The organism is Parasphingorhabdus sp. (genome assembly GCF_048269915.1).
GTDB lineage: Bacteria > Pseudomonadota > Alphaproteobacteria > Sphingomonadales > Sphingomonadaceae > Parasphingorhabdus.
The window spans coordinates 48,473-69,386 of record NZ_JBLWTY010000001.1; the positions used below are offsets into that span (position 1 = coordinate 48,473).

Sequence of the window (20,914 nt, forward strand, 5' to 3'; positions counted from 1 at the left end):
CCAGTGGCGGGCCGATCTGGTCGCGCCGATGTTTGTTCCAGAGGGCAATAGAAGGCTAACAGCACTATCGATTGGCTTGTCTTTGATTTGGAAGAGGCGCACGTTCGCAAGCAGATCGGATCGCCCGTTATCTGCCCAAATAGTATCCCGCCAGTCGGAGTGTAATTCTACGACTACGCACTCAGTCCATGATCGCGAAATAACAAAAGTTGGTTTCGATCGCTATTTTGCGCCTAATTTTTTTTGGCCAACTCTGCCGCCCGCAATAGCCGGAGTACGTTACCGCTTGTCATTTTTTCAATTTGGTCGGCTGTATAGCCTTCTGCCAACAGGCGTTCCGTGATCAGCGGCAAGCCTGAAATATCCCTGAGTCCGTCGATGCCGCCACCCCCATCCCAGTCGGCTCCGAAACAGACATGATCAACACCCGCTACGATGATCAGGTGAAGTAAAGCCGCAATATATTCGTCAAAGCTTGTCGCCCACATCGGCTCGGTTTGATCAAGCCTGCGCCACTGCAACACAAGCTCTGATTGTTCCGCCACAGTGAGATCTGCAATATGTTCATAGCGCTCAAACAGGCGGGCGCGTTCAGCGCTCATCTTCATGCTACTCATGAAAATAGTCGACATACACATCGCGCCGCCGGCTTCGGCTAGCCGACGAATTCGCTTGTCATCAAGATTGCGCGGATGGTCAAAAGCCCAGCGTGGTGAACTGTGCGAAAGAATAACGGGTGTCCGCGAAAGTTCGATCAATTGATCAAAGGTCGCATCCGATGAATGGCTGGCGTCAATCACCATCCCCAGGCGGTTCATTTCGGTAACCCACTTCCGTCCAAGCGGACTTAGCCCATTCCACTTTGGCTCATCCGTCGCCGAGTCTGCAAACTGGTTTGTGCCCGAATGGACGGGGCCGGCCATTCGAACGCCGTTTCTATAGAATTCCTCGAGTAGCGATAAATCTTCACCCAACGGATAACTATTCTCGATACTCTTGAATGCTATGAGCTTGCCCGCTGTCGAAAGCTTTTTGGCATCCACCACACTTGTGGCCTTGCCTATCAAACTCGGAAATTTGTCAATTTCCCTGTCTATCGTTTCCGATCTTGCTCTCGCGAAAGCAAGAGCGTCGCGATAACCCTCAGCGGACAGGGCACCCTGCTCTGTATATATAACGAAAAATCCACCATCAAGATTGCCGTCAGCCATTCTCCCGAGGTCAACCTGAGCAATGTCATTCTCCAAACTGTGGCGTGCCGAGAAATCCCAACCGGACCGACCGAAGTTAATCGGCGTATCGAGATGCGTATCGAGCACGAGCAGGTTGCGGTGAACTGCTGCCGTATCTATCGTCCCGGGTGCCGGTGTCGATGCGCATCCTGAAAGCAGCGCCAACACACCGACCAGTGAGAATTTCTTGATCATTTTGCTTCTCGCATTGGAGTGAGATCGAGGTCGCGATAATCGTAACTGAAGTCCGCAAGAGGGGACGCGGCCACCATCTTGACACGCTCGACCGCTCCAGTTGCATCCAGTTGGAAAGTCACCAGCGCCGGTTCTAGCGCGGGATCCGTAAACTCGGTTCGAAACGTATCATATTGGTAATGGACGAGCTTGCCCTCCATCCGCGGTGTACTGGCAAAGTTGATCCACAAGCCGCCATCGCGTTCACTGACCACCACCTTGCCGTACCAGGGGTCACTATAGGTTGCTGCATAGCTTTTCGTTGCAAGAGATGGCCCGACATTCACCGGCTTGTCGTGAATCTGGGCCAAAGCCGCCTTGCCTCCTGCCAGTCGCTCTTTCACGAAACGGTCCCACTTGGCTGGCCAGTGATTAAACGGGAGTCCCAGATAATGGTCTAGCAGTTCGTACATCAGTCCGCGTCGAAGAGCTGCTTCTTCCGAGTTTATGACGATAGCAAAGCCGACATCCTGATCAGGCAGCATAACGACCATTGTAATGGCCCCAAATACACCCCCACCATGCCAGATTAGTTTTGCACCGCGATAATCCTCTACTTGCCACCCCAAAGCATAAGCGCTGAATTTTGGCGATAACGGAGCCAGCTCGCCAGGCCATTGGGTCAGAGGCATGGGTGTGACGGGCGTCCACATTTCGTTCGCTGCTTCCTCGCTAAACAGGCGGCCACCCTCAGGCAGTGCGCCATGTCCCAACTGAATCTTGAGCCATTGTGCCAAGTCGTTCGCACTCATCGCCAGACCGCCCGCCGGCATCGCGTTGCGACCGAGCTCATCGCGCTCGTCAAGCACCACATTGGGTCCGTCACCGCGCAACTTTCCCTGGATTCTGGCATGCGGAAATGCTCGGTTCTTTGTGGCATATCGCGCTTCATATGTAGAAGTTGAATTATCCATTCCGCCGCGCTTCAAGATTTCGGTGGCAACAAAATCTTCCCACGTTCGTCCAGTGATTTCCTCAATCAACTGCCCCGCTACGACATACAGAATATTGTCATAGGCGTAATTAGACCGAAAACTGGTGGCCGGCTTTATGTAGCGCAGGCGCTCGACTGTCTCCTTTCGCGTGAGACGGGTCCGAGGCACATATAACAGATCGCCTGCACCAAGTCCCAGACCGCTTCTGTGAACCAGTAAATCGCGTACGGTCATTTCATTTGTGACCCACGGGTCGTACATACGGAACCACGGCATATGATCGATAAGCTTGTCGTCCCAGCCGAGTCTGCCTTCATCAACCAGCACCGCAAGCGCAGCTACGGTAAAGGCCTTGCCGGTGGAACCGGTCTGAAAAATGGTATCCGCGTCAACCCGAGCGGCCTCACCAAGCTTGCGAACGCCCCAGCCACGCGCAAGCGTTGTCTTGCCTTCCTCCACAATCGCAATCGCAACACCAGGAGCACCTGAATCCCGGCGCAATTGTTCAACCCGTTGTTCAAAATCGACCGGCGGTTTTGCACCAGCCGGCGTTACGATCAGGACGAGGGGCACGACCAGAGCAATGCGCAATATCTTAATCATAAGCAGTACCTTCTTGTTTGGACGAGCTTTGGGAATGTCGCTTCAATTTCACAGTGCCGATCGTCAGCAACGGAACCACAAATGTCACAAAAAATACAATCGCCATAAACCGGTAGCCAGAGGCAATAAGATCCACGAGCCCGATCCTGTTTGCGATAAACATGCAACCGGCGAGGATGGATACTGTCAGTGCTGGCCTAAACCAGCGAGAAGGGTCCACAACCCCTTTTCGTGAGTAGCGAAACGCGATCGCACGTTCGTTGAGGGCGTGGATAACACCAACGCCACTTTCCAGCAGTGCGCCGAAAACCATGATTTGGAATGCGAAACGAAAGGCCGGACTGCCCATTCGTTGCAAGATATAATCCGATGGCAAAGCCTCCGACAGGATGGCGGGGAAAAATCCTACCATCGCAATCAAAAAGGCAAGTGCCGGCACGATGGCCAAGGGACCGGCTATGGCGCCTGCAATCAATGCATCGCGCCGCGAACCCAGATGCCGTAAAACGGGCAGGATCATGACAGCCGCAACAATATTGTAAATTCCATAGGTCAATCCAGAAATCGGCCAACCGGGCTCAACACCCCCGATTTCAAAGACGGCATCAATCCGCTCGCCAAAGCGGGAAAGTGCAATAACCAAGAAAATTGCATATATGGTATAGAGCAGTGCGGAGACATATTTGAACATCGTTTCGACCGCTTTTTCGCCAAGTCCGGCGATAACTGTAATGCAGATTGCAAGGGCCAGCGTTCCGATGATCGCGGGCGTTGCGAAAAGACTTGCGCTGACTTCACCTGCAGCGGCACCAAATACTGCGAGTAGTAAAATGGAGAAAAGCAGGTAGCAAATTTCAAATGCAATAGAGGCGCGGCCTAGCAATTGACTGATAAATGCTCTGTAATCATAGGTTCGAAATTGGTGCGCGAGAGCAAATGTAATAGCAGCGACGATACTCCACATAATTGTTGCCACAAGCATGGCAAGAAGGGCACCGACTGGCCCTTGGCTCAAAAAATATTCAGTGAGCTCCCGCCCGGTGGCATAACCACCGCCGATAATGACTCCCTTGAGCGCGAAAGACGGCAGCAGGAAGCGTTGAAAAAAAGTGCCTTCCTCTGTCGGCTCCCTTTTGGTCATACAAAGCAATTCATAACCAGTGCCGAAAATGCTTCACCGCCGCGAATTGGGTCTGCCACCGGAAGTCCCAGGCGCCTCTCTTCCAACGAGATCAGATCGCTGGCTTCATCCGCTTCCATGCTCGATGTATTAAGGCTGACACCTGCGCAACGAATAGCAGGATTGGTAAGACTGCCGAGCCGGATAGTCATATCGATAACTTCTTCCACCGAAGGTAGCGTGAAACCCTCTACTCCTAAAATCGCGTGACGCGTGGGATCATGGCAAACAACAAAGACGTCAGGTTGACTGCCATGAAGCAAGCCCAAGGAGACTGCTGCATAGGAAGGATTGAACAGGGATCCCTGCCCTTCGATCAGGTCCCAATGATCAGCCGGCGCGTCAGGACTGAGAATTTCGGCTGCGCCGGATTCAAAATCTGAAATGACGGCATCCATCGGAATGCCGCGGCCTGCAATCATGATGCCGGTCTGGCCTGATGCTCGAAAATCGGCATCTATTCCTAGGGAAACAAACGCGCGATGGAGAGCAAGCGCTGTATATTTCTTGCCTTGCGCGCAATCGGTCCCGACGGTGAGAAGTCTTTTTCCGGATCTTTTGCGGCCCGTTCCAACCGGAATGTTCGTCGGTGGTGTCCGAACATCTACAAGCCGTCGGCCAGTCCGTTTGGCTGCTTTCGCAAGTGGCGAAATTCCGCTCAGACGCACATGCAACCCACTAACAATATCCAGTCCCGCCTCGATCGCTTCGACAAGCGCACCGATCCAACTTTCCGGAAGAATACCTCCCGGATTGGCTACACCTATTACCAGTGATCGAGCACCTGCAGCCACAGCATCGACGGGAGACATTTGCGGTAAACCTACAGTGATCCCATTTTCACCGATCGAGAATTCTCCAACACATCGCTCGGGTGCCCAGTCCGCAAGGCCAAAGGCTGTCTTTGCATAGCTCGGCTCGGCAATGTCTCCAAGAAAAAGCAAATAAGGTTGCGGTAGCACCGCAACGTCCGCAAACTTTTTGAGTGGGGCGTTCATTATCGTGATTTTCCCTTTGACTTAGAAGTCGAGTTCTAAGGCAACGCCAACCGTACGAGGCTGTAGCGGCGTAATCGAAATAAAGCTTGGCTGATTAAGGCCATCGGTAGCTATCGCATGATTTAAATCTCCACTGTTGTCGAAAACGTTCCGGGCGTAAGCGCGCAGCGTCCAATGCTCGTCGAACGTCACCCCGGCGGTAATATCTACCGATGTAAAGGGTTCGGAGCGTAGGGAAAGCGGATCGCTATCCACCAATGATGGACGGGCACCCGAGTGGCGCACTCCAATTCCAAAGGAACCATTCGCCTGCTCGCCCAATCCAAATCCATAATCAAGCCGCGCAGCACCGCTGAATTTGGGAGTATTGGGTAGCCTGTCACCAGCAAGGCCGTTAATCTCCGGCGCGTCTTCTTTCAGCGTTGCGTCGGTATAGGAACCTGTGGCGGTCAACGAAAGCCCGGCAGTTGGACGGACAATTAAGGTACCCTCTATTCCCTGACTCTTGGCCTTGCCACCATTTGCCTGGCCAGATATGCCACCAAAAGTTCGCGTGATCTGGATATCACTCCAGTCCATATAGAAAGCGGCAACATCAAGCGAGACCATTCCACCTGCTGTTTCGGCTTTTATGCCAACTTCATAATTGGTTAGGCTATCGGAATCTACTTGTGGCGGGATACCAGGCACATTGGTATTGGGGCCTCCCGGTCGATAGCCGGAAGCAACGCGCGCATAAATCATCGCATTTTCATTGATGCGGAATTGAGGGCTGACCGAATAAGTGAAGACACTTTCGGAAGATTGCCCCGGGTCGTCCGCTACAGGCACTAAAGAACCCGAACTGATCTGGCGGAAAGTCTGCTTGTTATGCGCCCAGCGCATTCCAGCGGTCAGTTCGAACTGCTCATTAAAACGGAATGTGCCATTACCGAACACTGCATATTCCTTATACGTCGCCGGCAAGGATGCAATGGCCAACGGATTCAATGCAGCGATCGGATCGCCGTTCATGTCAAATGCAGGGATGAACTGGGTATTCGTCGTGTCCTCTTCGGTGTAGAAACCACCGACCAGCCACTCAAAGCGCCCACCGCTTTCGGAAGCCAGGCGGAATTCCTGCGTCCACTTCTCCAGACCCAGATCAATTGTAAATGGGGTCAGGCCAGGTGGGATAGCGCCGCCCGTCAATAACGGGAACAACACTCCGAAAATATAGGTTGCGTCGGTATTTTGGCTGGACTGTGTCTGGCTGTAGGTTGTTGCAGAGGTCAACGTGAGACCACCAAAATCATAGTCGATCGTCGCAGCATAATAGTCGAGATCGAAATTAAAGGGTTCAGCCAGAATATTATTGAAAGACCGGCCATCGCCGACATTATTCCCTGCCAGATCTGCCGCATATTGCGCATTGCCTCCGGAATCGATCGATTGCCACAGACCGCTGAGCTTAACACTCAGGGCTTCAGTGGGCGTCCACAATAACGCCACACGTCCACCGCGTTGCTCATAATCATTCTGATCGTCGAGATCGGTATTGTTAACGCTATCCACCCAACCAGGTGTGCTGCGCCACGAGAAACTCCCGCTGACACCAAGCTTTTCATCAACCACCGGAACGGAGACCAAAGTGTTGGCCGCCCAACCAAAACCGTCGCCGCCCTTTACATCGAAAATTTCCACTCCTCCGCGGACGTCATAACCACTGGTTTTGGGTGAAACAGTGACATATTTTACCAGTCCGCCGATGGAACTCGCGCCATAAAGCGTACCTTGCGGCCCCTTGAGCACTTCGACACGTTGAATGTCATAGGGCAGCAGATCGATGGCGAAAGAATTTGCACGGTTATAAATATTGCTCGATCCAACCGGAGCATCGTCTAGATACGTACCAACGGTCGATGAACCGCTGAGCGGAGCAATGCCGCGTAGCGTCACTGTCCCCTGACCTGGTGTGCCACTACTCGTCACCTGCATGCCTGGCACATAACCGGAATAATCTACCAACGATGAGGCACCCTGTTCCTGCAACTCTTCGCCGCTCACGACACTGATAGAGAAGGGAATATCCTGCAATTTCTGCTCACGTTTTTGAGCCGTAACAACAATAATATTATCGTTCGTACCAGCTTGCTCCTGTGCGAATACGGGGCAGGAGGCCGCCATCGACGCAATAACGATCAAACCGCTATTCGAAAAAAACCTATTATTCTTCATTTCCGATTCCCCAATCGCCTCAGTTCGAGAGGCCTTCCCTGATAGCAATGCCGAGATATCACTCGTGTATCGCCTGATTATTATGTCTTGAAAGAGCAGCCGGAACACAGATGGTGCACCGCTACGCTTTACCCAAGCTATTCGATGTACATGTGATAATCATCCTAATTAGAGAATTGTCAACCCAATCAGGACTATTATTTTCATGATCCCCAAATATTATCCGGACAATCTATTGTTCCGGCTTGATAGGTGACACCCGGTTGCCGGTCCCGGGCGAGGAATGTCGGACCATCCAGATCAACTATGTCGCATAGCTGGCCGACTAGATATGAGGGTGCCATAGAAAGGCTCGAGCCCATCATGTTGCCGACCATGACATCCAGTCCATGCTTGCGTGCAAGCCTCGCAATTGCGAGCGCTTCGGTCAGCCCGCCGCATTTATCGAGCTTGATATTTACAACGTCAAATCGTCCGATCAGTTTTGTTGTATCTTCGAGCGTAACAGCGCTTTCGTCCGCCACGAACGGAAGCGGGCGTTTAAAGCCGTCCAGATCCTTTTCATGGCCTCTGGCTAGCGGCTGTTCAAGCTGACTGATCCGGTTGGAAGTTAGGGCAGGAAGCAATTTCCGTAGTGTTTCAATATCATAACCCTGATTCGCGTCGACTCCCATCCAGACCTTGGGGCGGGCCCTTCGGAGCGCTTCAATCCGACGGATATCGAGCTCTAATTCGCCGGTTAACTTGACTTTGACAGGGGCGTCAGGGTCTAGCTTTAGAGAAGCTTGGGCCATAGCCTCCGGTTCATCGGCACCTAAGGTAAGAGTGGTACGAAGCGGGCGCGGCTTTTCAATGCCGATTAGTTGCCACACCGGAATTTGTTTTTGCTTGGCTTCCAGATCCCAATAAGCGCAATCGATCGCGTTCCGCGCTCCGCCCGGCGGAAGAAGTTTCTGTAAATCCTCTCGTGTGGCGCCGGACTCTATGGCTTCGCGTACACTTTCGGCCTGGGTGACCATATGCTCAATATCGTCACCCAGATAATATACGCCTGCCCCCTCACCATAGCCGCGCTGTTTGCCATCGAATAGTTCAGCGACAAGTACCGAGGTCTTTTCAAAAACATGACCTGATATCTGGAACGGTTGGCGATAGGGATATTGTTCTACGGTAAGAGCAAGTTGAAGCTTGTCGTTCATCACGCCCGCCATCAATATACCATCCCAATTCCATATAGGTGGAACTGAAGGGTTACCCATGTCAGCACGAGCCCGGAAAAGACGAGGAGAAATGCACCGGCTTTCATTGTCCAGCCACTCTTGTCCCTGAAACATAGCCAAAGATGCCAAACTGAGGTAGCGAAAAGCCCAAATGCGGCCAGCGGGGTAATGAGCCGCAGCAAATATATCAACCAGTCAAGAGGACCGCCAACACTGCCGAGGTCACTGGAGAATGTGACAATAAACCCTGTCCACCCCGCCACAGCGAGTAGCACCAACCACGCAAAGCCGCGCGTCAGGCGGTAAGCGAGTAGTGGCCGGTCCCGCAACATGAATTCGGCGTTGAAACGCCTCCTTACCAGAGCCCTTATGGGCCAAGCGAACGCCGCCAATGCGGTGAGGCCGAGAGCGACGATCAGCGCCGGTATTAGCCAGCCGGCATTGACTCCGGCCGGAGCTGGCTCAAGCACCGTAAACGGTGAGAAAGTATCGATGCTAAATCGCACAACCTGACCATTTTTGACCTCTGCTGCCAGCCGCTCCCCGGTCGTACTGTCACGCCAGACAAACGGCTCGACCTCAACCCAGTCACGTACACCAGCACTCAGGCCATCAAGCGCGGGCACCATGATTTTACCATCAGGACCTACTGCGACTTCAGTCGGGCTTAACAAACCGAACAGGCTCATAAAATTTGTGAACGAGCCCCGGCTCATCACATAATGGCCCGCCATTAAGGCAGCGTGTGCTTTTGCGGTTTTGGAGTCAACTGGGGCGTATTTCTTGCCAGCGGGAAGATACCGATCAGCAAATTTCTGAAAAAACGCGCTCCGTACGGCCTGCGCAGCACCTTCCTTGCCGCTGCTGTTAAGGGATATGTAAAGGCCAATGTCTTGATCGGGGAACAACCACATATAACTATGGAACAAGCCGGTATCACCGCCATGACCGATTGATCGATGGCCGTTGATCCATTGCTCATAAAAGCCCAATGCCATCGTGTTGAGCGGACCAATATTGGGCGCGTGATAATTATGCATGAGACTGGCAGTCGCCGGCGTCATCAAGCCTTCGCCATCCGCAAGGTGGGCGATCATGAATCTGGCCATATCCGCGCCGCTCGCCGAAAGACTTCCAGCAGGTGCCGGAATAACAATTTCAAATGGCTGGGCTTTTTCTCCGATTGTCGGGTAGCCACTAGACATGAATGGCTTGAATTTTTCTGGTAGCGGCTGACGAAATGTCGAATGCCGCATACCAAGCGGTTCGAAAATTCGCTGCTCGACATAATCATCAAACGGTATGCCGCTGACACGCTCGACAATATGGCCTGCCAATGCTGTAGCATAGTTGGAATATGCCGGCGTAGTGCCGGGAGCGAATACTCGCTGCGGCAGCGCTCGCTCCGAATAATCAGCAAGCGACAAAACGGCTTTCGGATCATTACTGATCAAATAGCGGATGGATTCTTCAAACCCCGCCGTGTGCGTCAGTATGTTACGTAACGTAATGGCCTTCCCCTGATAGGGAGGAATGCTGAAATCCAGATAGGTATTAACATCAACATCCAAGTCGAGCTTACCGGCCTCCACTTGCTGCATAACTGCAGTCCACGTGAACAACTTGGAGGTGGAGCCGGGCCGAAACATCGTTCTATCCGGATCCACTGGGCGCCGGGATGCGACATCCGCGAAGCCGTAACCTTTTTCTAGAATCGGCTTTCCGTTTTTGACAACGACCACCACGGCACCAGCAATTTGCCCACGTTCAATGGCGTAGGGTAGAAATCCATCGATCCAAACCTCGGCATCCGCCGAATTCAACGTTGCTGGTGCGGCGGGCGAACTGGATACGGCCTGATCGGAAACATCCTCTATATTGCTTTTTTCTTGCCCAGAAAGACTCGTCATCGCGATTGTCGCTGCGCCCAACACCGCCACCCCTGTCATAATCCGCCGGATAAAACGCATGCAGCACCCCCTCTATTCTTCGACTTGCAGGCATTCACGTAAATGCCTATGATTGCGTAAGAGCGATAAGCCCAATGGAGACATAATGATCCTAATTAGAAAATTGTCAACCTAGATGTGGTTTGATTGATGGCATCGCAATCCAAGCCCCCGACACTTGGGCAAGTCATGCGCGGCATTCGCTCGCGCAACGGCTGGACATTGAAAGAGATGAGCAGCAAGTCCGGTATTCCGGTTTCAACTTTGTCAAAAGTTGAACATGATCGTCTGACGCTGACTTATGATAAGCTTCAGCAGGTAAGCCAGCGCCTCAATATCCGCATGTCCGATTTATTTGCGGAAGACGGACAGGACAGTTCGCCGAAAATTATCGGTCGCCGCAGCGTTGGTACGATGGAAAATGCGGTCAGAGTGACGACTGATAACTACGATTATCACTACCTCTGCACGGATTTGAGACAGAAACGGATGATCCCCATTGTCACAAAAATCCGCGCCAGAAGTGCAAGTGAGTTCGGGGACCTGGTCCGCCACCAGGGCGAAGAATTCATATATGTAATAGAAGGCCGCATCGTCGTACATACTGAATTCTATGACCCTGTCGTCGTAGACGCTGGCCAGAGTATATATATAGATTCTCTGATGGGCCACGCGTACGTAGCAGCAGAAGGATGTGACGTGGCTGTTGTCCTGGGTGTTTGCTCTAGTGCGGAAGAGGGTTTGATGGATTCATTGCTGAATCTACATGACCATTCAAACCCCATTTAAGCCCAGTTACACGGGCTTCGAAAGGCAGCCCGTCGTCCGGGTAACATCCAGGAGAATTACACCCAATGTCAGATTGGAAGAGCCGTTGTCGATTTAATCTCCGACAAAGCAACTGTTGAGTTGATTTCCTGTACACCGGGAAGTCGGGAAAGCTTTTCAAAAAAGAATTTTTCATAGGCTTCGATATCGGCTGCTACGACCCGCAGCAAGAAGTCTACAGCACCCATGAGCACATGACATTCAAGAACTTCTGGAAATTCGTGAATTGCGGCCGAAAATTCATCGAGATTGGCACGACCATGTGCGTTGAGTTTTACCTGTGCAAAAACCTGCGCATTGAGGCCGACTTTGCGTCGATCAACAATTGCAACGCGTTTTTGAATATAGCCTTCCCGTTCCAGCCTGTCGACTCTGCGCCAGCAAGGTGATTGGGAAAGGCCAATAGATTCCGCAAGCTCGGCCGTCGAAATCCGTGCATCGCCTTGAAGCGCCACCAATATTTTTTGCTCGAACTTATCGAGTAGCATAATTTATCCTTAAATATGATATTAATGGGTAATTTTATTCTAATCTAATACGAATTTTCGCCGAATAGGGCAAGATAATTTCCTTTTTCCGGGATAAACGAGCTTAAATAATTCTCCATTCTTACGCCCCTTAATCCGAAGGAAAATCAGCCATGTTCTCAGCCCAGGCACCACATGAGGCCGTTCACAAGTTTGAACATCAGGAAACGCATGTGCGTGGTATCGTCGCGATACACTCTACTGCCCTTGGGCCTGCCGCGGGAGGCTGCCGGATGTGGCACTATGATAGCGAAGAACGAGCCATCGAGGACGCGCTTCGCTTATCTGCCGGGATGACTTTTAAAAACGCGCTGGCCGGCCTGCCGTTCGGCGGTGGAAAAGCAGTGCTGATGTTGAAGCCAGGGCAAGTGCTCAGTCTGGAAGAACGGCAATCCCTGTTCCGCGCGTTCGGAGATTTCATCGAAGATTTGGGCGGTATATATGTAACGGCAGAAGACGTTGGCTGCACGCCAAATGACATGGCAGAAATTGCAAAGCGCACATCCTATGTTGCCGGCCTACCTCGGCGCGAAGATGCTGCTGGCGGAGATCCCTCGCCTTGGACAGGTCTTGGCGTATTTCTGTCGATGCAAGCAGCTGCAAAGCATGTCTATAAAGCAGAGCTGAGCGACTTGGTGGTTGGTATCCAGGGGTTAGGCCATGTGGGCATGGATTTGTGCACAAGACTGAATGAGGCGGGGGCAAAATTACTCATCAGCGATATCGACAGTGCGAAATGCGCCCGTGCTGCAACTTTGTTTGGCGCGGATGTCGTCGCCTGCAACCAGATTGTTGGCCATGCAATGGATGTTTTTGCACCCTGCGCGCTTGGAGGCATCCTGACTGAACAAAGTGTCGCGTTGCTCAAAGCCCGCCTGATATGCGGCGCTGCAAATAATCAGTTAGCCACATCCGCGCAGGGCCGACAATTGGCCAAACGCAAAATAGTCTATGCGCCCGACTATCTCGTCAATGCTGGCGGCATCATCAATGTATCGGCAGAATATTTGGGTGAGTCAGTCGGGTCGGTCGAACAGCGCATATTGCAGATTCCTGATCGATTGTTGCGCCTGATCGGTGATTCCGAAGCGAGTGGTGAACCAATGAATATATTAGCCGATGCTGCTGCCGGAAAAGTCATTGCACAAGCCTATCGGTCAAAAGTTGCATAAACCGGCCAGCGACGAGCAGAATCCCGGTACGGTTTTCAGCATCTGTTGCGAACCGGAGATAGCGACCGCGCTTCGAGCGATGAATTTCTTTGCGCAGCGGCAGATTGACCCATTGCGCGTCGAGCTTCGGTTACAAAACTCAATATACCGATTGTTCATCGAAACCAGCCGGATGCCTGCGGAACAGGCCGATATCCTAGCTGCGAAAATTGCCAGCATGCCGCTGGTACGGTCCGTAGAATCGGCTCACGAGTGAACGCGCACGTGGTCGCACAGCAGCCAGCTGCGGATAACCTGCCGATCGAACCCGGCTTTCGACAACCTCCCTTTCGCTCGCACGATTTTAGCCGCAACAATCTGTGACCTTTTCGCGCTCAATCGCGTACATTCAGACTAACAGTTACCAGTTCCGCAAGCGGAAGCCCGTTCACATCTCAACACAGACTTTCCCGACATGGCTGCCGGATTGCAAATGTCTGAATGCTTCAGCAAGATCGTCGAGCTGGAACAGTTTATCGACCACCGGTTTGATCCGGTGTGTTTCTATGGCCCTGACCATCTCGATCTGATCGCGCCTGGTGCCGACAGTTACTGCCTGGACGCGCAGGCGCTTTGCCTGCAGGATGACGAAGGGCATGGCATCGACATCGAAGCCGCCAACCGCCCCGATAATGGCAATATGCCCTCCCGTGCGGGCACAATGGAATGATTGTTTGAGCGTGTTCGGCCCACCTACCTCGACAATATGTTCGACACCAAGCCCGCCGGTAAGATCGAGCACTGCATCGCCCCAGTTCTCGTTTTCGGCATAATTGATAACATGGTCCGCACCCAAGGCTTTCAGGCGATCCATCTTTTCGGTGCTGGAAGATGTGGCAATCACCTTTGCCCCGGCGGCCTTGGCAAATTGCAGCGCGAACAGGGAAACGCCGCCAGTGCCTTGCACCAGTACCCACTCCCCGGGGTGGACATTGCCATCTGTCACTACAGCCCGCCAGGCAGTAACGCCCGCACAGGTCAAAGTCGCGGCCTCGGCGTAGGAGAGGTTTTCCGGAGCACGGGTAAAATGGGTTGCAGGCCTGGTGGCTTCTTCACATGCGAAGCCATCTGCTGGGCCGCCTGGCGAATTGTCCAGATCGCGCTTGTCCAAAAAGCCATCAAGCCATTTGGGGTGGAAGATGCTCACCACCCGGTCACCAATAGCAAATTCGCTCACACCGGAGCCAATAGCGATGACATCACCGGCACCATCCGACAGGGGAATAAGGCCATCGGGTGCGGGAAAGAAACCATTTACGACTAGCGAATCCCGGAAGTTCAGCGACCCCGCTCGGATACTGACCTTGATCTCGCCCGGTCCTGGCTCTGGAGCAGGCTCGCGATTCTCAAGAAGCAGATTGTCAAGGCTGGGCGGATGCTTGACGCTGATGCACTTCATTTTTTGCGTTAGCTCCTTCATCGATGGGACAAGTTTTCTGCGCCACTATATTCAAGTGTCGCCCTATAATTGGCTAATTATAATATATAGGGCATAAATGGTAGTGCGCGAAGCAGGCTGTCGCGAACGGGTCTCACCAATCCGTTTCCCGGCATAACAATGAATCTACAGGAAATTTGTCATTCTGGAGGTAATTTGTGCATGGAGCCCGATAAATTCTCCACCGGTTTTCTGCCATTACATGCGTGCATTTCCCTATGCTTCCGATCAGCCAAATGAATCGGCTTTTCAGGGAGAGCTACCCATCCAGCAGGTAATTTCGATGACCAATGTTTCAGCAACCAAAATTCAACTATCGGACCACGGCCAGCACAGTCGCACTATCTGGCAAGCGAATGCTTTGTGCATGGAAATACGGAAATCCGTTGATCACAATGTCTGCCGGATCCGAAAGGGAAAAGAGCTGGCAAAGGCAGAGCTGAGTGAGCGACCTGATCTGCCTCAGCAGTATATCGTTGATTTGGAACGAGGGGCCGTAGTTCCGCAATTTTGACTATCTATAATCTTGCCCAGCCATTGAACTTGAGACATCTGGGTTTGGCAAAACCGCCCGTATCAAACTGACGATGTTGAATCCGGAGCATAATCGATGCGGATCAGGACCCCACAACCATGTCAGTATCTGGCTATACGTGCCTGCAATTCCCCCGACCTTGATCTTCCAGATAGCTCTGCCGCAGTCCAGTGCGTGCAGCCTTTTCCACTGCCTCAAGCATCCGGTGCCGCTTTACCGCATCGTTAAAAGTCGGACTCCTATGCCCGCCGTCAGAAAGATCTTTTGCAATCAGTGCATAGGCCTGCGCCACGTTAAACGGAGCTCCAGCCGGTGAGCCTGAACCGCTGGGTGCCCATAGGCAATTCGGAGGAGTCGGAATGCGTGTCAGCCCGTTTCCTGTCTTTGCACCCGCTACGACGAGCTCGCACATCTGGGATAACCCGTTTTCGCCGGAAACGACGATATCACCTTCTGTGCCATTGATTTCCCAATGGAAGTTCAGGCCAGATGACAGCCCGCCTCTAAAGTGGGCAGAAAGGGTCGCCCCTGATTGCAGTCGGCCCGACACCGCAATCTGGTCGGCCACCGTCATAGCCAGCTGCTGCCCGGTCTCGATCTCGGTTACGGTGTTGCGGCGGGTCGCCATTTCTGCGCTCAGATAGTCTGCCTCGCCCAGGCAATAGCAGACACCCTCCATGGTGTGGCCGAACGGGATAGTAAGGAGCGACGCCCCGTTCGACTCGTCGAGAATATACGCGCTTTGCCTCTCAATCACAGACCCCCACGATCCGCCCGATGCAACGATGGATGTCGACAGCACCTCACCCACATAGCCTTGGCGAAGCAGGCTGGAAACATGACGGAAACCGGGAGCCGACCGCGCCTGAAGGCCGACAAACCCCTTCACCCCGAGAGCTTCCGCTTTTTCGGCAAGCTCTACGGCCTCCTCCAATCCGTTACCGAGAGGCCACTCGCACAGGATGGCCTTCCGTTCCGCGAGAGCAGCTTTGACCAGCATCTTGTGTTTGGGCACCTTGACGGCAATGACAACAAGTTCAACGGCCGGGTGCTTCACCAGAGCTTCGGGCGTATCGAAAGAGGGAACTCCGTAGATCCTGCCCGCCCGTTCCGCGGTTTCGGTATGCGAGGTGGACACCGCTCTCAGTTCGAATTGCGGCGATGCTTGGATAGCCGGAATATGCGCATCATGCGCCCAACCGCGATCGGGATTCGCCCCGATAATTCCTACACCAATGGTTGATCGCACCCCATTTCCTCTCAATTACGCTGCACAGATCCACTTCCGGATAGGGCCAGAAAACTTGACGAAGCATATACATCGAAGTAGTTGCTTTGAAAAGCAAGACTCAAACGGGATGATTAGATGATGACCTATCCGCGCGATATCACTGACGCACCGGAGATCAGCGCCATCGGACCGGAATGGCTGACCACTGTCCTCTCGCAAAATTATGACGGACTGGAGGTGCAAACCGCCGAGATTGAGGAACTGATCCAGGGAGCTGCGGTCAAGATCAAAGTTCGGCTCGCTTACAACAAGGCTGGCATCGAAGCGGGGCTTCCGGTTACGATGGTCATCAAAGGCGGCTTCGGGCGGCAGGACCCATCCTGGTACAATGCCGTTCAGGCGACCGAGATGTATGCTTATCGGGACATCACGCAGGTCAGCGGGGTCGACGCACCCGAAACCTATTTTGCAGGCTTCTATCCGGACCCCGACCATGCCGTGATCCTGATGGAAGACTTGTCGCAGCGCAATGTGATCTTCGGCCACGCGCTCGCGCCTTACACCTATGACCAGGCGGCCGCGCTGATTGACAATCTCGCCAAGCTCCATGCGACTTGGTGGGACAGCCCCAAGCTGAGCGAGGCGCCGCTCGCCGACTGGCTTGAAGATGTCCATGACAGCATTCTCGGCATCCGGCACAGCGCGCTGCTCGAACCCGACAGCTGGACCCATTTCGCAACCCTTCCGCGGGCCTCGGGCCTACCCGCCCCCTTCAAGGACGCTGACCGGATGCAGCGGGCGCTCGAAAAGCTGCGCAGACATCATCGCAAAGAGCCGCAAACGCTCGTCCATGGCGATCATCATATCGGTAACACCTATGTCGATGGTGATGGTCGTGGCGGCGCTTACGACTGGAGCGTCAAGACGGGCAACTGGGCCTATGATGTTCCCTATTTCCTCGCCAACGCGCTGGATGTGGCCGACCGGCGCGAATGGGAGCGCCCCCTCCTCGGGCGCTATCTACGCGAACTCACCCGCCATGGGGCACCCGCGCCAAGTTTCGAGGAAGCCTGGTGGACCTATCGCACCAACATGCTGTTTGGCCTGATCACATGGATGGGAAATGGCGATGAGAATGGCCAGTTCCAGCCTGAAGCCGTGAACGCCGCTGGTGCGACCCGGCTGGCATGGGCTGCCTATGATCTTGATACACTGGGGCTGCTGGCATGAAGGCTGCGGTATTTCACAAAGCCGGAGAGCCGCTCAGGATCGAAGAAGTTGCCGACCCGGCGCCCAAAGGCAATGAAGTTGTCGTTCAGGTCGGCCGGTGCGGCATCTGCACGAGCGATCTGCACCTGACCGAAGAGCATGAAGGTTCGCTGATGAGCGGCCTTTTCCCGCCGGGTAGTATTCTTGGTCACGAATTCGCGGGCGAAATCGTCGCGATCGGACCGGATGTTACCGGCCTCGCAATCGGCGACCACGTGGCTCCGCTTGCAGTTTCAGGTTGCGGCCATTGCGAGAATTGCCGCGCCGGCGATTTGTTTTTTTGTGCGAACATGGCCCAGCGCGGCGGCGGCTATGGCGAATATGCGCTTGCCCAGGCGGATGCGCTGATCCGGCTTCCCGCAGGCCTATCCTTGCAGGATGGCGCGCTGGTCGAGCCTCTCGCCTGCGGTCTTCATGCGGCACGGCTTTCGGGAGTCAGGCCGGGTTCGAAAGTGATGGTCACCGGGGTTGGCCCCATTGGGCTCGCGACAATTTACTGGGCCAAACGCCTTGGCGCATCCGATATAGTTGCGGTTGCACGGACCGCCAGGCGTTCCGGCCTCGCGACCGAGATGGGGGCGACCCGCTTCTTAACAGCGGACGGCGACGTGCCCGCGAAAGTCGCCGAAGCGCTTGGCGGAGCGCCCGATATCGTCTTCGAATGCGCCGGCCAGGTCGGCCTGGTGGGTCAGTCGATCATGTGCGTACGCCCGCGCGGCACCATATTGGTCGTTGGCATGTGTACGCACCCGGATCCGGTCCCGCATTTTTACGGAGCCATGAAGGAAGTCCGCATCCAATATGCCGTCGGCTATTCGCTGAAGGATTTCCAGGACGTGGCGGACGCGCTTCACGCGGGTCGGACAGAGCCCTCGGCAATGGTCACGCAAACCGTCTCTTTTGGGGCGTTTCCGGATATATTCGATGCATTGCGCGGCGCGACACCGCATGTGAAAGTCATGCTCGATCCGATGCTTTCCGACGACTAGCCGGTCGAAAAATCCGTACCACCGTCGATCACGACATTGGCACCGGCCATATAGCTGTTGGCGCGCGATCCTAGGAGAAGTATTTGCGGCCCGATCTCCTCAGGCATCGCGACGCGCCCAATCGCCCCGACCGGCCTCCCGTCGAAGCGATCAGCGACCCACTGCGCGGCATCAAGCAGACTGTCAGGATTGAGACCCGCCTTCACGCCGCCGGTCTCGATCAACTGATGCCGCAGGCTGGCAGTGTAGAAGGCGCCCGGCGTTATAGTGTTGATCAAAATGTTTTCTGTCGCGAATGTTCGTCCGAGCGACTTTGTAAGCGCGTTCAGACCAGCCTTGGTCGCGGTGTAAGGCATATCGAACGGCATACCTAGCCGCGAGGAAATCGACGAAACATTGATAATCCGGCCCCATCCCGCTCTGCGCATCAAAGGAATGGCGGCCCGCGAGCATCGTACGACACTCAACAAGCCAATGGTATAATGATAATCCCAATCCTCGTCGTCCAGGTCGAGAAAGGCGCCAAGGCGCGCGGGGTCGGTCGAGCTTGCCATATTGACCAGCGTGTTGAGTTCACCCCAGCGGTTTTCAATCTGCGTGAAGAGCGATGCAATGTCCGGTGCGTTGCCGACATCGGCCTGCAGACCGAACGCGTCCGGCGCACCAGCGGTGAGCAGTTCGTCAACGACTCGGGTGAGATCCTTGCCGTTGCGTGAAGTGATTACGACTCGGGCACCTTCACCGGCAAAGGCAAGCGCGGTTGCGCGGCCTATCCCCTTGCTTCCTCCGCTAACGCAGACAGCCGCATCCTTCAGCCCCAAATCCATTGCCACTTTCCCCATATTTCCGGCCAACAAGAACCGCGCGTTCAGCCGACGCTCGAATCCAGCCAAGCCAGGCTATCTCATTGCATATAATTATTTGCTTGACCAGTAAGTTATATTGGAGGCACACTTTGCTTGGTCACGATGGGAAATTAATGGACGGGAGAGAGACGGTGGCAGAAGCAGAAATGACACAGCGGATCTGGCAACCACCGAAGCGGCCAGAATGGGTCGAAAAGGTAAACGAGCAAGGCCGGGCGCTCGACATTCGCGCGATCGTTCCCCTGGATCCTGACAACCTCATCTCCACTGCAATCAGCAATACCGGCTTTTCCGATTTCGGCAGCGACGATTGGCGCGAGCCTTTCCGCCTTCTCGTGAACAGCATCGATTCGGAAGGTGACCTCAACCTTATCGGCCGCATCATGACGAGGAGCGAATTGCTCGTCACGCTGGAGGCAAGGCTGCGGATCGAAGACACTTATAAGCGCCATCCCGAAATCGCCGATCAGGAGATAGTCGCGCCGCTCGTGATCGCAGGTGCGCCGCGAACCGGTACATCGGCCCTGCAGAACATCCTGGGAGCCGATCCGAGCAATCAAGTGCCCTATTATTGGGAATATTGGTTCCCCTGCCCGCCCCCCGAAGACGAGAGCTATGACAATGATCCGCGGATAGCCAAAGCCGAAGGCGTGGCGCAGTGGTGGAACGAGGTGACGCCTGAATTCAGGGACCAGCATGAACACCATGCCATGATCCCGGCCGAGGACAATTATTTCCACCAGCTGGCGTTTCGAAGCGGCGTGATGGCCTATCTGGGCAAAGCGCCAAGCTATATGAAATGGTTTTCCGGTGCGGACATGAAGCCTGCCTATGACTATCACAAGCGGGCTTTGAAACTGCTCCAGTGGAAGCACAAACGCGATCGCTGGGTCCTGAAATCCCCGGTCCATTTCATGGAGTTCACACTCCTCTTCGAAACCTTCCCCGATGCCTGTGTGATCTACACTCACCGCGACCCCGCGAAGATCACGCCCTCGGCCGGGAATATGGTCAACACGCTATACTGGCAGCGGAGCGACAATTACCGTGCGCATCAGGACCTGTGCGCCCAGGCGACCGACGATGCACTGATTTCCATGCTCGCCAACAGGGTCATCGACCAGATCGAGGCAAAGGACATCCCTGGTGATCGGATATTCCATTTGAAATTCCGCGATTTCGTGAAAGATCGCGTGGGATCGGTTCAGGCCATCTACGATCACTTCGGGATCGAACTGACCGAGCAATCCCAGGAGGCCATCACAGCCTATGATACCCGCAATGCCGAACAGCGCAAAGGCCATGCCCATCATTACGAACCGCATTCGTCGGAAGAACTGGCGAGGGTGCGTGAGCTCTATGCCCGCTACCAGCAATATTACGACGTACCGAACGAGGCATAACGAGCGACAAGAACACAGGGCACAAGTAGCGAGACAGCTGAAGGGAGAA

The 20,914-nt window shown here is 54.1% G+C and carries 16 protein-coding genes; 5 read left to right on the forward strand and 11 right to left on the reverse strand.

Going from position 1 to position 20,914, the window contains the following annotated elements:
- Window positions 1-233 precede the first annotated feature (233 nt).
- The 7 genes from ACN0WX_RS00215 to ACN0WX_RS00245 all read right to left on the reverse strand — a co-directional run bounded on the left by ACN0WX_RS00215 (window position 234) and on the right by ACN0WX_RS00245 (window position 10,589).
- A complete protein-coding gene (locus tag ACN0WX_RS00215; RefSeq protein WP_417620203.1) occupies window positions 234-1,427 on the reverse strand; it encodes a dipeptidase in 1,194 nt (397 codons plus the stop codon).
- On the reverse strand, window positions 1,424-3,004 hold the full coding sequence (locus ACN0WX_RS00220) for a serine hydrolase (protein WP_417620205.1): 1,581 nt from the start codon (window positions 3,002-3,004) through the stop codon (window positions 1,424-1,426). Before ACN0WX_RS00220 ends, ACN0WX_RS00215 begins: the two co-directional genes overlap by 4 nt.
- On the reverse strand, window positions 2,997-4,145 hold the full coding sequence (locus ACN0WX_RS00225; protein ID WP_417620206.1) for a hypothetical protein: 1,149 nt from the start codon (window positions 4,143-4,145) through the stop codon (window positions 2,997-2,999). Before ACN0WX_RS00225 ends, ACN0WX_RS00220 begins: the two co-directional genes overlap by 8 nt.
- Window positions 4,142-5,182, reverse strand: a complete 1,041-nt coding sequence (locus ACN0WX_RS00230) for a DUF1611 domain-containing protein (RefSeq protein ID WP_417620208.1) — start codon at window positions 5,180-5,182, stop codon at window positions 4,142-4,144. The genes ACN0WX_RS00225 and ACN0WX_RS00230 overlap by 4 nt, the downstream gene beginning before the upstream one ends.
- Before the next feature lie 21 nt (window positions 5,183-5,203).
- Complete coding sequence (locus tag ACN0WX_RS00235) at window positions 5,204-7,399, reverse strand: TonB-dependent receptor (RefSeq protein WP_417620210.1); 2,196 nt, start codon at window positions 7,397-7,399, stop codon at window positions 5,204-5,206.
- A gap of 203 nt (window positions 7,400-7,602) precedes the next feature.
- Window positions 7,603-8,598, reverse strand: a complete 996-nt coding sequence (locus tag ACN0WX_RS00240; RefSeq protein ID WP_417620212.1) for a dipeptide epimerase — start codon at window positions 8,596-8,598, stop codon at window positions 7,603-7,605.
- Between the two features lie 11 nt (window positions 8,599-8,609).
- Window positions 8,610-10,589 (reverse strand): serine hydrolase domain-containing protein, encoded by a 1,980-nt coding sequence (locus ACN0WX_RS00245; protein WP_417620214.1) that lies wholly within the window; start codon window positions 10,587-10,589, stop codon window positions 8,610-8,612.
- Between the two features lie 129 nt (window positions 10,590-10,718).
- Here ACN0WX_RS00245 and ACN0WX_RS00250 point away from each other — a divergent pair, with 129 nt between their 5' ends.
- The gene (locus tag ACN0WX_RS00250; RefSeq protein WP_417620216.1) at window positions 10,719-11,357 is read left to right on the forward strand and encodes a helix-turn-helix domain-containing protein; all 639 of its coding nucleotides are present in this window, start codon (window positions 10,719-10,721) and stop codon (window positions 11,355-11,357) included.
- A gap of 68 nt (window positions 11,358-11,425) precedes the next feature.
- Here the strand turns inward: ACN0WX_RS00250 and ACN0WX_RS00255 are convergent, their stop codons facing one another.
- Window positions 11,426-11,884, reverse strand: a complete 459-nt coding sequence (locus ACN0WX_RS00255) for an Lrp/AsnC family transcriptional regulator (protein WP_417620218.1) — start codon at window positions 11,882-11,884, stop codon at window positions 11,426-11,428.
- 152 nt (window positions 11,885-12,036) lie between these two features.
- Here ACN0WX_RS00255 and ACN0WX_RS00260 point away from each other — a divergent pair, with 152 nt between their 5' ends.
- Window positions 12,037-13,095: a Glu/Leu/Phe/Val family dehydrogenase gene (locus ACN0WX_RS00260; RefSeq protein WP_417620220.1), complete on the forward strand. Its 1,059-nt coding sequence runs from the start codon at window positions 12,037-12,039 to the stop codon at window positions 13,093-13,095.
- 427 nt (window positions 13,096-13,522) lie between these two features.
- On the opposite strand, the gene ACN0WX_RS00265 is transcribed toward ACN0WX_RS00260, so the two are convergent.
- Together ACN0WX_RS00265 and ACN0WX_RS00270 are read right to left on the reverse strand one after the other, a co-directional pair.
- Window positions 13,523-14,533 carry a zinc-dependent alcohol dehydrogenase family protein gene (locus ACN0WX_RS00265; protein ID WP_417620222.1) on the reverse strand — a complete coding sequence of 337 codons (1,011 nt, stop codon included), beginning with the start codon at window positions 14,531-14,533 and terminating at the stop codon, window positions 13,523-13,525.
- Window positions 14,534-15,219: 686 nt separating this feature from the next.
- On the reverse strand, window positions 15,220-16,356 hold the full coding sequence (locus ACN0WX_RS00270; protein WP_417620224.1) for a Gfo/Idh/MocA family protein: 1,137 nt from the start codon (window positions 16,354-16,356) through the stop codon (window positions 15,220-15,222).
- A 117-nt stretch (window positions 16,357-16,473) separates the two neighbouring features.
- On the opposite strand from ACN0WX_RS00270, the gene ACN0WX_RS00275 reads away from it, so the two are divergent.
- The gene (locus tag ACN0WX_RS00275; RefSeq protein ID WP_417620226.1) at window positions 16,474-17,568 is read left to right on the forward strand and encodes a phosphotransferase; all 1,095 of its coding nucleotides are present in this window, start codon (window positions 16,474-16,476) and stop codon (window positions 17,566-17,568) included.
- A complete protein-coding gene (locus ACN0WX_RS00280; RefSeq protein ID WP_417620228.1) occupies window positions 17,565-18,596 on the forward strand; it encodes an alcohol dehydrogenase catalytic domain-containing protein in 1,032 nt (343 codons plus the stop codon). The genes ACN0WX_RS00275 and ACN0WX_RS00280 overlap by 4 nt, the downstream gene beginning before the upstream one ends.
- Here the strand turns inward: ACN0WX_RS00280 and ACN0WX_RS00285 are convergent.
- Window positions 18,593-19,423 carry an SDR family NAD(P)-dependent oxidoreductase gene (locus ACN0WX_RS00285; RefSeq protein ID WP_417620230.1) on the reverse strand — a complete coding sequence of 277 codons (831 nt, stop codon included), beginning with the start codon at window positions 19,421-19,423 and terminating at the stop codon, window positions 18,593-18,595. The genes ACN0WX_RS00280 and ACN0WX_RS00285 overlap by 4 nt on opposite strands.
- Window positions 19,424-19,593: 170 nt before the next feature.
- On the opposite strand from ACN0WX_RS00285, the gene ACN0WX_RS00290 reads away from it, so the two are divergent.
- Window positions 19,594-20,865, forward strand: a complete 1,272-nt coding sequence (locus ACN0WX_RS00290; protein ID WP_417620232.1) for a sulfotransferase family protein — start codon at window positions 19,594-19,596, stop codon at window positions 20,863-20,865.
- The last annotated feature ends 49 nt before the right edge of the window (window positions 20,866-20,914 follow it).